General features: G+C 62.6%; 12 protein-coding genes. 3 read left to right on the top strand and 9 right to left on the bottom strand.

Translation table 11 applies throughout. The features are described 5' to 3' along the window. Position 1: 1 nt before the first annotated feature. The 5 genes from phoU to pstS all read right to left on the bottom strand — a co-directional run bounded on the left by phoU (position 2) and on the right by pstS (position 4,547). Positions 2-709 (bottom strand): phosphate signaling complex protein PhoU, encoded by a 708-nt coding sequence (gene phoU / locus ACJRPG_RS06145; protein WP_407999159.1) that lies wholly within the window; start codon positions 707-709, stop codon positions 2-4. A 27-nt stretch (positions 710-736) separates the two neighbouring features. After that, on the bottom strand, positions 737-1,510 hold the full coding sequence (pstB, locus tag ACJRPG_RS06140) for a phosphate ABC transporter ATP-binding protein PstB (RefSeq protein ID WP_407999158.1): 774 nt from the start codon (positions 1,508-1,510) through the stop codon (positions 737-739). Between the two features lie 19 nt (positions 1,511-1,529). Beyond that, positions 1,530-2,399, bottom strand: coding sequence for a phosphate ABC transporter permease PstA (gene pstA, locus ACJRPG_RS06135; protein ID WP_407999157.1), 870 nt, complete (start codon positions 2,397-2,399; stop codon positions 1,530-1,532). Continuing rightward, positions 2,396-3,367: a phosphate ABC transporter permease subunit PstC gene (pstC, locus tag ACJRPG_RS06130; RefSeq protein WP_407999156.1), complete on the bottom strand. Its 972-nt coding sequence runs from the start codon at positions 3,365-3,367 to the stop codon at positions 2,396-2,398. Before pstC ends, pstA begins: the two co-directional genes overlap by 4 nt. Before the next feature lie 142 nt (positions 3,368-3,509). Then, positions 3,510-4,547 carry a phosphate ABC transporter substrate-binding protein PstS gene (gene pstS / locus ACJRPG_RS06125; protein ID WP_407999385.1) on the bottom strand — a complete coding sequence of 346 codons (1,038 nt, stop codon included), beginning with the start codon at positions 4,545-4,547 and terminating at the stop codon, positions 3,510-3,512. 218 nt (positions 4,548-4,765) lie between these two features. Here pstS and ppk1 point away from each other — a divergent pair, with 218 nt between their 5' ends. Together ppk1 and ACJRPG_RS06115 are read left to right on the top strand one after the other, a co-directional pair. Beyond that, complete coding sequence (ppk1, locus tag ACJRPG_RS06120) at positions 4,766-6,862, top strand: polyphosphate kinase 1 (protein ID WP_407999155.1); 2,097 nt, start codon at positions 4,766-4,768, stop codon at positions 6,860-6,862. Positions 6,863-6,883: 21 nt separating this feature from the next. Further along, the gene (locus tag ACJRPG_RS06115) at positions 6,884-7,351 is read left to right on the top strand and encodes a SixA phosphatase family protein (RefSeq protein WP_407999154.1); all 468 of its coding nucleotides are present in this window, start codon (positions 6,884-6,886) and stop codon (positions 7,349-7,351) included. 274 nt (positions 7,352-7,625) lie between these two features. On the opposite strand, the gene fliD is transcribed toward ACJRPG_RS06115, so the two are convergent. The 4 genes from fliD to alr all read right to left on the bottom strand — a co-directional run bounded on the left by fliD (position 7,626) and on the right by alr (position 11,903). Continuing rightward, positions 7,626-8,954, bottom strand: a complete 1,329-nt coding sequence (gene fliD / locus ACJRPG_RS06110) for a flagellar filament capping protein FliD (protein WP_407999153.1) — start codon at positions 8,952-8,954, stop codon at positions 7,626-7,628. 72 nt (positions 8,955-9,026) lie between these two features. Further along, a complete protein-coding gene (locus ACJRPG_RS06105; RefSeq protein WP_407999152.1) occupies positions 9,027-9,347 on the bottom strand; it encodes a PilZ domain-containing protein in 321 nt (106 codons plus the stop codon). Positions 9,348-9,434: 87 nt separating this feature from the next. Next, positions 9,435-10,811 carry a DNA repair protein RadA gene (gene radA, locus ACJRPG_RS06100; RefSeq protein ID WP_407999151.1) on the bottom strand — a complete coding sequence of 459 codons (1,377 nt, stop codon included), beginning with the start codon at positions 10,809-10,811 and terminating at the stop codon, positions 9,435-9,437. 3 nt (positions 10,812-10,814) lie between these two features. Then, a complete protein-coding gene (gene alr / locus ACJRPG_RS06095; protein ID WP_407999150.1) occupies positions 10,815-11,903 on the bottom strand; it encodes an alanine racemase in 1,089 nt (362 codons plus the stop codon). A gap of 129 nt (positions 11,904-12,032) precedes the next feature. On the opposite strand from alr, the gene lplT reads away from it, so the two are divergent. Next, positions 12,033-13,295 (top strand): lysophospholipid transporter LplT, encoded by a 1,263-nt coding sequence (gene lplT, locus ACJRPG_RS06090; protein WP_407999149.1) that lies wholly within the window; start codon positions 12,033-12,035, stop codon positions 13,293-13,295. Positions 13,296-13,297 lie beyond the last annotated feature (2 nt).

Here is a 13,297-nt window from a genome sequence, read left to right as displayed (position 1 = left end):
TTTACTCGTTGCTCGGCTCGGCGTCAGTCGCCGCAGGCTTGGAATGGCGGATATCACGGCCTTCCACCACATAGATCACATACTCGGCAATATTCTTGGCGTGGTCGCCGATGCGTTCGATGGCCTTTGCCACCCACATGGTATCCAGCGCTGCCGAAATGGTGCGGGGATCTTCCATCATGAAAGTAATCAGGTTGCGCATGATGGAGCGGAATTCGTGGTCGATGATCGCATCCTGCGCGATCAGTTGCAGCGCCTGGGCGCCGTCATTGCGGGCGAAGCAGTCCAGCGCGTCGTGCAGCATGTCGCTGGTGGCGTTGGCGATGCCGCGCACCATCTCGTAGTGGTTCACGGTCACGGCGCCGCGGCTGTGCAGGGCCTTGGCGGTGCGCGCGATCTTGGTAGCTTCGTCGCCGATGCGTTCCAGGTCGGTGATGACCTTGATCGTGGCCATGATCGTACGCAGGTCGTTCGCGGCCGGCTGGCGGCGCACGATCAGGTGGCTACAGGCGTCGTCCAGCTGCAGCTCCAGCTGGTTGACGGCGTCGTCGTCGCGCATCACGCGCTCGGCGCGTTCCAGGTTGCCGATGCGGAAGCAGGTCATCGCGTCCAGGAACTGCGTTTCGACCATGCCGCCCATCAGCAGCACCTTGGAGCGGATCGCTTCCAGGTCCAGGTCGTATTGTTTGCTTGAATGTTCACCCATCATGGCGGTTTCTCCCGATTGTTGTTCTGCTTAGCCGAAACGGCCGGTGATGTAGTCCTGCGTTTCTTTGCGCGCAGGGTTCATGAAGATCTGGTCGGTCTCGCCGAATTCCACCAGCTCGCCCAGGTACATATAGGCGGTGTAGTCGGAGCAGCGCGCGGCCTGCTGCATATTGTGGGTGACGATGGCGATGGTGTAGTCCTGTTTCAGTTCGCTGATCAGCTCTTCCACTTTCGAGGTCGAAATCGGGTCGAGTGCGGACGTCGGCTCGTCCAGCAGGAGCACGTCGGGCTTCACCGCCACGCCGCGCGCGATGCACAGGCGCTGCTGCTGGCCGCCGGACAGCGACAGGCCGCTCTTGTTCAACTTGTCCTTCACTTCGGTCCACAGCGCCGCCTTCTTCAGGGCCCATTCCACGCGCTCGTCCATCTCGCCTTTCGACAGGTCTTCGTACAGGCGCACGCCGAAGGCGATGTTGTCGTAGATCGACATCGGGAACGGGGTCGGCTTCTGGAACACCATGCCCACTTTGGCGCGCAGCATGTTCAGGTCCTGGTTCGATTCCAGGATATTGCGGCCGCGGTACATGATCTGGCCTTCCGCGCGCTGGCCCGGATACAGGTCATACATGCGGTTCAGGGTGCGCAGCAGCGTCGATTTGCCGCAGCCGGACGGGCCGATGAAAGCCGTCACCTGCTTCTCGTGGATGTCGAGGTTCACGTTATGCAGGCTGCGGGTCTTCCCGTAGAAGAAGTTCAGGCCCGAAATCTCGATGATCTTGCGTTTGCTGTTCTCTTGGCTCATGGTCGTAGTCATATTCTGTTTAATTCGGTGCTTTTTGCGTGAAGACGGTACGCGACAGGATGTTCAGCGCCAGCACGCTGAAGGTGACGAGCAGCGCGCCGCCCCAGGCCAGCTCGCGCCAGTTGTCGTAAGGGCTCATCGCGAACTGGTAAATCACGTACGGCAGGTTGGCCATCGGCTTGTTCATGTCCAGGCTCATGAACTGGTTGCTCAGGGCCGTGAACAGCAGCGGCGCGGTTTCGCCGGACACGCGGGCTACAGCCAGCAGGATGCCGGTGATGACGCCGGCCTTCACGGCGCGCAGGCGCACCATCATCGCCACCTTCCAGCGCGGAGCGCCAAGGGCAAAGGCCGCTTCCAGCAGGCTGTTGGGCACCAGGCGCAGCATATTGTCGGTGGTGCGCACCACCACCGGCACGGCGATCAGCGACAGCGCGATGGAACCGGCGTAGCCCGAGAAGTGCTTTACGTTCGCCACGTACAGGGTGTACACGAACAGGCCGATCACGATGGACGGCGCGGACAGCATCACGTCCGTGACGAAGCGGGTCAGCTGGGCGATCTTGTTCTCATCGCCGTATTCGGCCAGGTAGATACCGGCCAGGACGCCGATCGGCGTGGACACCGCCGTGGACAGGCCCACCATCATCAGCGAGCCGACGATGGCGTTCATCAGGCCACCGCCTTCGGTGCCGGGCGCAGGCGTGGACTGGGTGAACAGGTTGACGCTCAGCGCGGAGAAGCCGTTGATCAGCAGCGTGGCAAGAATCCACAGCAGGAAAATCAGGCCCAGCGACATGGCGCCCACCGACAGCGCGATGCCGATGCGGTGCGTGCGCAGGCGCTTGCGGTAGACAGGGTTCATTGGGGTGCTCACGGGGTTGCTCATTTCACGCCCTCCTTGCGGGACATACCGGCCAGCATCAGCTTCGCGGCCGACAGCACGATCAGGGTGATGATGAAGAGGATCAGGCCCAGCGACAGCAGCGAGGACACATGCAGCGGCGTGGCCGCTTCGCCGAATTCGTTGGCCAGGGTGGAAGCGATGCTGTTCCCCGGCGAGAACAGGCTGGAACCCAGCTTGTTGGCATTACCGATGACGAAGGTAACGGCCATGGTCTCGCCCAGCGCGCGGCCCAGGCCGAGCATCACGCCGCCGACCACGCCGGACTTGGTATAAGGCAGCACGATCTTGCGCACCACTTCCCAGCGGGTGCAGCCAAGGCCGTATGCGGATTCTTTCAGCACCGCCGGCACGATCTCGAACACGTCGCGCATCACGGAGGCGATGAAGGGAATGATCATCACGGCAAGAATAATGCCTGCGGTGAGCAGGCCGATGCCCATGGTGGGGCCCTTGAACAGCACGCCGAGCAGCGGCACATGGCCCAGCGTCGCTTTCAGGAAGGGCTGCACATAGTCGCCGAACAGCGGCGCAAACACGAACAGGCCCCACATGCCGTAGATGATGGAGGGCACGCCGGCCAGCAGTTCAACCGCCGTACCCAGCGGGCGGCGCAGCCACACAGGGCAGATCTCGGTAAGGAACAAGGCGATGCCGAAGCTGACCGGGAAGGCGATCAGCAGCGCGATGCCGGAGGTGACGAGGGTGCCGACGATGGCGATCAGGGCGCCGTACTGGTCGTTGACCGGATCCCATTCGACGGTGGTGATGAACTTCGGCCCGAACTCCTTGAAGGCCGGCATGGCGCCGATCACCAGCGAAACGATAATGCCGACCAGCACGAACAGCACGGAGAGTGCGAACAGCATGGTCAGCTTGTGGAAGAGGAAGTCCTGGATGCGCTGCTTGCGCATGGTGGACTGCAGGGCTGCCTGGACTGCGGCCTCGTTCATGTCGGGCTCCTGAACGGACAGCGTCGGAGAAGTGATTTCTGCGCTCATGGACATTTTCTTATAGATGGTAGTTAGCCGGGAGCCCCCGTGGGCGGGAGGTCCCGGCTAACTCCCTCAGCCGGGGCCGAGGGAGCAGGTCCGATTAGTACAGGGCTTTACCGGAAGCGTCTTTCAGGTTCGCTTTCCAGGAGGACTGCACTTGCTTGACCACGGCTTCAGGCATCGGCACGTAGTCCAGTTCCACCGCAGCCTTGTCGCCGTTGGCGAAGGCCCAGTCGAAGAACTTGATCACTTCCTTGCCCTTGTTGGCGTCAGCCTGCTGCTTGTGCATCAGGATGAAGGAAGCGCCGGTGATCGGCCACGAAGCCTTGCCTGCCTGGTCGGTCAGCACCACGCCGAAGCCTGGGGTCTTGGTCCAGTCGGCGTTGGCGGCAGCGGCCTTGAAGTTCTCGTCGTCAGGCTGCAGGAACACGCCGTCCTTGTTCTTCAGCTGGGTGTGCGACAGCTTGTTCTTCTTGGCGTAAGCCCATTCCACATAGCCGATCGCGCCCTTGATACGCTGCACGTTCGCGGCCACGCCGTCGTTGCCCTTGCCGCCCACGCCTACCGGCCATTTCACTGCGGTGCTGGCGCCAACCTTGGTCTTGAATTCAGGGCTGGTTTTGGACAGGAAGTCGGTGAACAGGAAGGAAGTGCCGGAGGAGTCAGCGCGGTGCACCACGGTGATTTCGGCTGCCGGCAGTTTCACGCCCGGGTTCAGGGCAGCGATGGCGGCGTCGTTCCACTGGGTGATTTTGCCCAGGTAGATATCGGCGATGACCGGGCCGGTCAGCTTCAGCTGGCCGGGGGTGATGCCGTCCACATTGACCACGGCAACCACGCCGCCCATGATGACCGGGAACTGCATCAGGCCATCGGCATCCAGTTCTTCCGCCTTCAGCGGCATGTCGGACGCGCCGAAATCGACGGTCTTGGCTTTGATCTGCTTGATGCCGGCGCCGGAACCGACGGAAGCATAGTTCAGGCCATTGCCGGTAGCTGCCTTGTACGACTCAGCCCACTTGGAGTAAATCGGGTAAGGGAAGGATGCACCAGCACCGGTCACGTCCGCCGCGAACACGCCGGCGGTCGCCACTGCTGCGGAAACACCTACGATCAGGGAGGCGAACACTTGTTTCATACGCATATCAAAGTTCCTCTACGGGGTTGGGGTTTGAATGCTGCGAAGTGTATGCGGCCAATGTGACAGCTTTATGACATATCCGCCATTAGCTGAAATATTTCAAAAAGCCCCGTCACAGCCCTGTCATATTTCCTATCTACACTCTCTCGCGCGCCTGTAAAAAGCGTGGGGCGCTAGAATTTGTTCGCGTGAAAAGATATCGAAAAGATAAGAGCATGAAGCCAGAGACTCGCAGCGAAGCCTCCAAGCAGGCTATCTTCCTGGACCGCGAGCTGTCCCAGCTCGCCTTCAACCGGCGCGTGATGGCGCAGGCGGAAGATCCCAGGATTCCGGTGCTGGAGCGGCTGCGCTATTTATGTATTGTCAGCAGCAACCTGGATGAGTTCTTCGAAGTGCGCGTGGCCAGCCTGCTGGCGGCGGCCAGTGTGGACGGCAGCCACACCGAGCACCCTGCCCTGACCGCGACGCTGAACCGCGTGAGCGCCGAGTGCCATGCCCTGGTGGCGCGGCAGTATGAAATACTGAATACCGAAGTGCTGCCGCTGCTGCAGGCGAACGGCGTGCGCATCGTGCGCCACAACCAGCGCAATGAAGCGCAGCGCGCCTGGGTCAAGGATTATTTCGAACGCGAGGTGCGGCCCCTGCTGACGCCGATCGGCCTCGATCCCGCCCACCCTTTCCCGCAGGTGGTAAACAAGTCGCTGAACTTTATCGTGTCGCTGAGCGGCAAGGACGCCTTCGGCCGCGGCACGGCGATTGCCATTGTGAAGGCGCCGCGCATGCTGCCGCGCGTGATCCGCCTGCCGGACGAGCTGTCCGACGAACCGGGCATCTCTTTCTGCCTGCTGTCCTCCGTGATCCACGCCCATATCTCGGACCTGTTCGTGGGCCGCGAGGTGCTGGCCTATTCCCAGTTCCGGGTGACGCGCGATTCGGATCTGTGGGTGGACGAGGACGAAGTGAAAAACCTGCGCCAGGCGCTCAAGGGCGAGCTGCAGGGCCGCCAGTTCGGCCGTTCGGTGCGGCTGGAGGTGGCGAAGAGCTGCCCGCTGGAGCTGTCCAGCTTCCTGCTCAACCAGTTCGGCCTGCAGAGCAGCCGCCTGTACCAGGTGGACGGCCCGGTGAACATGGTGCGACTGAACGAGATCATGGACCACGTGCAGGCGCCCGAGCTGCGCTTCCCGCCTTTCGTGCCGGGCATGCTGCACAAGACCGCCAACGCCGACATCTTCGCCTCGCTGCGCCAGCAGGACATGCTGCTGCACCATCCCTTCCAGTCCTTCCAGACGGTGATCGATTTCATCCGCAGCGCGGCGCTGGACCCGAACGTGGTGGCCATCAAGCAGACGGTCTACCGCACCGGCATGAATTCGGACCTGATGGAAGCGCTGATCGCCGCCGCGCGCATGGGCAAGGAAGTGACGGTGGTGGTGGAGCTGATGGCGCGCTTCGATGAGGAAGCCAATATCAACTGGGCCGACAAGCTGGAACAGGTGGGCGCCCAGGTGGTGTACGGCGTAGTGGGCCTGAAGACGCACGCCAAGATCGCGCTGGTGATCCGGCGCGAAGCGGGCGAGCTGCACTACTACGCCCACCTCGGCACCGGCAACTACCACCCCACCACCACCAAGTTCTATACCGACTTCGGCCTGCTGACCAGCGACCCGGCGCTGGGCCGCGAGGTCAATGAAGTGTTCATGCACCTTACCAGCCTGACCAAGCCGGCCAAGCTGCACCATATCTGGCTGGCGCCGTTCTCGCTGCAGAGCGAGATCATCAAGGCCATCAGGAACGAGGCCAAGATCGCCAAGGCCGGACGTCCGGCGCGCATCATCGCCAAGGTGAATGCGCTGGTGGACGAATCGGTGATCCGGGCGCTGTATGACGCCTCCAAAGCCGGCGTGAAGATCGACCTGATCGTGCGCGGCGCCTGCACGCTGAAACCGGGCGTGCCGGGCCTGTCCGAGAACATCAAGGTGCGTTCCATCATCGGCCGCTTCCTCGAGCACAGCCGCATCTACTACTTCCGCAACGACCTGGCGCACGACATCTATCTCGCCAGCGCGGACTGGATGAGCCGTAACCTGTTCCGCCGCATCGAAGTGGCCTTCCCGGTGCTGGACAAAAACCTGAAACGCCGCGTGCTGGCCGAGGGATTGAACCCCTACCTGAAAGACAACTCCAATGCATGGGAGCTGGAGCCGGACGGCCACTACCAGCGCCGCAAGCCGCGCGGCAAGCAGCTGCCTTTCAGCGCCCAGCAGCACCTGATGGAAACGCTCGGCACGCAGTCCGCCGACAGCACAGACTGACAGCCTTTTACGGGAGAGCGCATGGACCTGATCTTGTGGCGTCACGCAGAAGCGGAACCGGGAGACGAAGGCCTGCCCGACCTCGAACGGCAGCTCACGCCGAAAGGCCAGAAGCAGGCCAAGCGCATGGGCCAGTGGCTGGACTCGCAGCTGCCGCACGGCTGCCGCATTCTCGCCAGCCCCGCCGTACGCACGATCCAGACCGCTGAAGGCCTGGACCGCAAATACAAAACCCATCCCGAACTCGTGCCCGGCGCGGAGCCGGAAGCCGTGCTGCAGGCTGCGAACTGGCCGAACGGGAAGGATACCGTGCTGATCGTGGGCCACCAGCCCACGCTGGGCCAGGCCGCCGCGCTGCTGATGACGGGAGAAGCGCTGGATTGGGAGATGAAGAAGGCCGCTGCATGGTGGTTCTCGCAGCGCGAACCGGGCGACCCGGAGAGTATCTATCTCAAGGCCGTGATGTCGGCCGACCTGGTGGTGAAATAAGATGCTTGCATTGCCCTTGGTAAGTGCTAAAGTTTATACGTAGCACCAGTATGTAGCACCTACGGGGAGAGCAACCATGCCTTACCTGCTCACAATCGGGATCTTCTGCGCCACGGTAGCACTCATCGCCTTTGAGCTGCTCTCGGAAAGCAAGGGAGCCCATGACATGCACGACCGCTATCACGAATAGCACTCGCCGCCCAGGCGGCGCAGGCTCCGCCAACGGCCCTTTCGCGAGGGCCGCTGCCGGAGCCTTATTCGTTTACGGCGGGGATCAGGCCAGCATGTCGAACAGCGAGCGCGGGCCATTCAGGCCGCCCAGCAGGTTGTTCGTGGATTGCTCCTGCATCGTGTAGAGCTGGGCCAGGGCCTGCGCCTGCTTGGTCAGCGAGGTGGCCAGCTTGTCCTTCTTGTCCAGCAGCGAATCGAGCTCCTTGCCCACCTGCGCGGTCTCGCGCTTGATGGCGCTGCCGGTGCCGGTGAGGCCGTCGATCTTTTTGTCCAGCTGGTCGGCCAGGCCCCTGCCCTCGTTGGTGAACAGCTTGCTCACCGCATCGGGATCGGCCGTGATGGCTGCCGCCAGCTTCTTCTCGTCCAGCTGCAGCTTGCCGTCGGTGCCGAGCGTGATGCCGGCATTGGCCAGGTCGCCGCTGTCGTTCCTGATCAGCTGCGTGAGCTGGCTGCTGGCCTGCGACACCGAGGCATTGCCCTTCAGGGCGCCGCCCGCGAGCGCGGACAGGCGGTTGGACAGGTCGTTGAAACCGGCCACGAAATTCTTCACGTTCTTCAAGATCTGGCTGCTGTCCTGCGACACGGTGAGGTCGGTCTTGCCGGTGCCGCTCAGGTTCAGCGTGACGCCTTTCACCGCATCGGTGAGCGTGTTGCCGGCGCTGCGCACTTCCTTGCCGTCCACCGTGAGCACGGCGTCCTGCGCGGCCTGCGCCTCATCCAGATTATTGAACAGGTTTTTCACGCCCGCGTCGCCGGTCACGCTGATCTTCAGTTCCTTCGCTTCGCCGCTCTCGCTGCGCACCTGGAGCACATAGCCGCTGCTGCCCTTGACCACGCTGGCATCCACGCCCGCCTTTTTCAGCGCGCCCGCAATGCCGTCCAGCGTGCTGCTGGCCGGGTCGATGGTGATGTTTTTCGTGTTGTCCTTGCCGCCCGTGCCGATCTCAACTTTAATGACGGCGCTGCCGCCCAGGCCAATTTGCGTATTGGCGGCCAGCTGCGGATCGCTGTTGAGAATCTGGTTCTGCGCCAGCTGCTTGACGTCGATCTGGGTGGTGCCTGCCGCTGCGCCGGAAGTGGTGCTGGCGCTCAGCACGCCCTTGGTGGACGAGGTGGCGCTGGTGCTCAGGCCCTTTCCCGCCAGGCTTTCCGCGATATTCTGGAATACCGACAGAGCGCTTTGCAGCTGGCCGAGGCCGGACAATTTGGTCTGGTCCTTGGTGAGGCTGGCGTTCAGCTTGTCGATGGTGCCCTTCTGCGCGGCCAGCGTCTGCTGCACCTTGGCCGCAACCGTGGGCGACAGCGCGCCGGAGGTGGCGCTACTGCTGCTGTTGCCATACATGGCGGAGATGATATTGCCGGCGTTCGACATAAGGCTATCCTTTAATAGACCTCATTATTATCCCATATGGCCCAACAAGCAAACGCCGGAACAAACCGGAAATCACCGCATAAACTTGTTGATGGCGTTCTGCGCCTCGTGGTCCAGGGGCTGGAAGGTGAAGCCGATTTTGAACTGGTTGTCGCCGAGGATGCAGTTGGCCACCTTGACGCGGACAGTGACAATCTGGGGTTTGCCGTCGACCAGCATCTCCCAGACCACCTGCCCGGTCCGGCCGACGTCCAGCCGATAGTCCGTCGCGATGGACACGCCACCGGTACCGAGATCGAGGGTGCGGGCAGCCTGGGGGCTGCCGCCGTCCGCTAACCACATGGCGCGCGTACGCAGGATCTTGCGCGCCCCTTGCCGCTGATCAACTAGCACTTTGAAGTCCGACTGGAAATTGGTTGGTTAAAGTGAACCGATTCCAGCCATTGTACTGCGCATTCAGCTAAGTTGCCATGAGGCATGTCATTGAAATTCCCGAAGTCGCGTGAACGCATCATCGATGCGGTCCACGGCGATGATCGTCATCCCTTCAATGGGCTGTTTTGGTGCATTTGCCTTGGGAATCATGGCGATGGAGAAGCCCAGCTTGGCGGCCTCGCGCAGCCGCTCCTGCCCGCGCGGCGCGGGGCGGATTTCGCCCGCCAGTCCCACCTCGCCGAAGACGACGAAGCCGCGCGGCAAAGCCTTGTTGCGCATCGAAGAATTGATTGCGAGCAACACTGCAAGATCGGCGGCGGGCTCTGTAATCTTTACGCCGCCCACCGCATTGATAAAGACGTCTTGGTCGAAGGCGGCGATACCGGCATGGCGGTGCAGCACGGCCAGCAGCATGGCGAGCCGGTTCTGCTCCAGGCCCACGGACAGGCGGCGCGCGTTCGGCAGGTGGCTGGCATCCACCAGCGCCTGGATTTCCACCAGCAGCGGGCGGGTGCCCTCCTGCGTCACCATCACGCAAGAGCCGGGCACCTGGTTGTCGTGCTGGGACAGGAACAGGGCGGACGGGTTGGACACGCCCTTGAGCCCCTTCTCCGTCATCGCGAACACGCCCAGTTCGTTCACGGCGCCGAAACGGTTCTTGATGGCGCGCACCAGGCGGAAGCTGGAATGGCTGTCGCCCTCAAAATAGAGCACGGTATCCACGATGTGCTCCAGCACGCGCGGGCCGGCCAGCGCGCCCTCCTTCGTCACATGGCCGACGAGGATGATGGTGATGCCGCTCTGCTTGGCCACCCGCGTGAGCTGGGCCGCGCATTCGCGCACCTGGGCCACGGAACCGGGCGCCGAGGTCAGGGCATCGGAATACAGGGTCTGGATCGAGTCGATCACGGCCACCTGGGGCTTCAGGTCGGCCAGGGTGTTCAGGATTTTCTCCAGCTGGATCTCGGCCTGCAGCTTGAGCTCTCTGGCATCGATGGCCAGGCGCTTGGCGCGCAAGGCGATCTGGGCGCCGGATTCCTCGCCGCTCACATAGAGCACGCTCTTCACCTGCGACATATTGGCCAGTGCCTGCAGCAGCAGCGTCGATTTGCCGATGCCGGGATCGCCGCCGATCAGCACCACGCCGCCCGCCACCAGGCCGCCGCCCAGCACCCGGTCGAACTCCTCGATGCCGGTGCCGAAGCGCGGCACATCCAGCGCCTCGATATCGTTCAGCGACAGCACCGGCGCGGTCTGCGCCAGCGACTGGTGCTGGCTCTGCGAGAAACGGTTGGCGCCCGGGCTTTCTATGACGGTTTCCACCATCGTATTCCACTGCTGGCAGGACGAGCACTGGCCCGTCCACTTGCTGCTGGTGCCGCCGCATTCGGTGCAGGTGTAATTCGTCTTCGCCTTGGCCATTGCTCAGCCTTCCAGTACGCGCACGCGTTGCGTGATGGCGCACATCAGTTCATAGCCGATGGTGCCGGCCGCCGCCGCCACCTCGTCGATTGGCATGCCCTCGCCCCACAGCACCACCCGGCTGCCCACGCCGGCCTGCGGCACCGGCGTCAGGTCCACCATCAGCATGTCCATGGACACCCGGCCGATGGTGCGGGTGCGCACGCCATCCACCAGGATCGGAGTGCCGGTCGGCGCGTGGCGGGGATAGCCGTCCGCATAGCCGCAGGCCACGGCGCCCACCCGCATCGCGCCATCGGCCTGGAAGCGGCTGCCGTAGCCGACGAAGTCGCCGGCCTGCAGTTCCTGCACGCCGATGATTTCGCTCGCCAGCGTCATGGTCGGCTTGAGGCCGAATGCTTCGGCGCTCTGGCCGCCCGGCGAACCGCCGTACAGCATGATGCCGGGACGGATCCAGTCGCTGCGCAGTTCATCCGCCAGCGCAGGCATCTGCAGCACGCCCGCCGAATTCGACAGGCTCCAGGCGCCCGGCAGGCCGGCCGCGCCCTCATTGAAGCGGCGGATCTGTTCGCGGATGGGCACGCACTGGTGAGCCGTTTCGTCGGCATTGGCGAAGTGGGTCATGAGCGTGATGCCCCCCACATTCGGGTTGGCGCGCAGGCGGGCATAGGCCGCGCCGAAAGCCTCCGGACGGAAGCCGAGCCGGTTCATGCCGGTATTCATCTTGAGGTGAACGTCGATCTTTGCATCCAGCTGCACCGATTCCAGCATGGCGATCTGTTCGGGACAATGGACGGCGCCGTCCAGGCCATGCTGCGCCATGGTGTGCAGGTCGGCGGTATCGAACCAGCCCTCCAGCAGCAGGATGGGCTTGCTCCAGCCCAGTTCACGCAGGCGCGCTGCGTTGTCGAACTCGATCAGGGCCAGGCCGTCCGCCGCCGCGAAACCGCGCAGCGCATATTCCAGGCCGTGGCCGTATGCATTCGCCTTGACCACACCCCAGGCCTTCGAGCCCGGTGCGCAAGCCTTTGCACGGGCCAGATTATGTGTCATAGAAGCAACATGAATTGTCGCGGTGATAGGCCTTGGCATGGAAGTTTACGGCAGTAAAGAGAAGCCGGGATTTTACCTGAGAGGAGGCTTAAGCGCCCTTGCCTTTTCTTTGGAAAGCTTACTATTCATGGTATAAAGCAAGCCGAGATCAGTTTTCGAGCCCCAAGAATGAAACGTGGTTTTTATACCATCATGGCAGCGCAGTTTTTTTCGTCGCTGGCAGACAACGCTTTGCTGTTTGTTGCGATCGACCTGCTGATCGAGATGAAGTCGCCGGGCTGGATTACGCCCCTGCTGAAGTTCCTGTTTGTGCTGTTTTACGTGCTGTTGGCTGCATTTGTCGGCGCTTTCGCCGATTCTTTGCCCAAGGGCCGGGTCATGTTCATTGCCAACATGATCAAGATCGGCGGCTGTGCGCTGCTCTTCTATAACCTGCACCCGCTGGCCGCCTATGCGATTGTCGGTATCGGCGCCGCCATTTACTCCCCCGCCAAATACGGCATCCTCACCGAGCTGCTGCCTGCCGAAAAGCTGGTGGCGGCCAATGGCTGGATCGAAGGCCTGACGATTTCCTCCATCATCCTTGGCACCGTGATGGGCGGCGCACTGGTGGGCGACCGCGCCTCCGCCATGCTGCTGAGCATCGACGTGCCCCTGATCGACACCGGCATCGACACCGGCGCGGAAGCCGCGCTGTGCATCATCGGCCTGCTGTATCTGGTGGCGGCCGCCTTCAACCTGCGCATTCCGCTCACCGGCTGCGTGTATCCGCACCAGGAGCGCAATCCTGCACGCCTGATCGAAGACTTCGCGAACTGCTGCGTGATCCTGTGGAAGGACAAGCTGGGCCAGATCTCGCTGGCCGTGACCACCCTGTTCTGGGGTACCGGCGCCACGCTGCAGTTCATCGTGCTGGAATGGGCCAAGACGGCGCTGAACATGAGCTATGAGAAGGCCACCAGCATGGTGGGCCTGGTGGGCGTGGGTGTGACCGTGGGCGCGATCATGTCCGCCCGCATGATCACGCTGCGCCAGTCGCTCAGCGTGATTCCCTTGGGTATCGCGATGGGCGTACTGGTGATGGCCATGGCCTTCGTGCACACCACCTGGCTGGCCTACCCGATGCTGATCTTTATCGGCGTGCTGTCCGGCTTCTTCGTGGTGCCGATGAACGCGCTGCTGCAGCACCGCGGCCACGTGCTGATGAGCGCGGGCCACTCCATCGCCGTGCAGAACTTCAACGAGAACCTGTCGATCCTGACCATGCTGGCCGTGTATTCGCTGATGCTGCGTCTGCACCTGCCGCTGAACGTCATCATCGTCCTGTTCGGCCTCTTCCTGGCCGGCACCATGATCTTCATCATGCGCCTGCACCAGGCTAATCAGCGCGAACATGATTCGCTCGCGCTGATCGGCGAGCACAAACACTGATT

It is taken from the genome of Pseudoduganella rhizocola, assembly GCF_045984285.3.
GTDB lineage: Bacteria > Pseudomonadota > Gammaproteobacteria > Burkholderiales > Burkholderiaceae_D > Rugamonas.
Note: the sequence above shows the minus strand (reverse complement) of the source record. Positions and strands in the feature narration are given on the sequence as shown.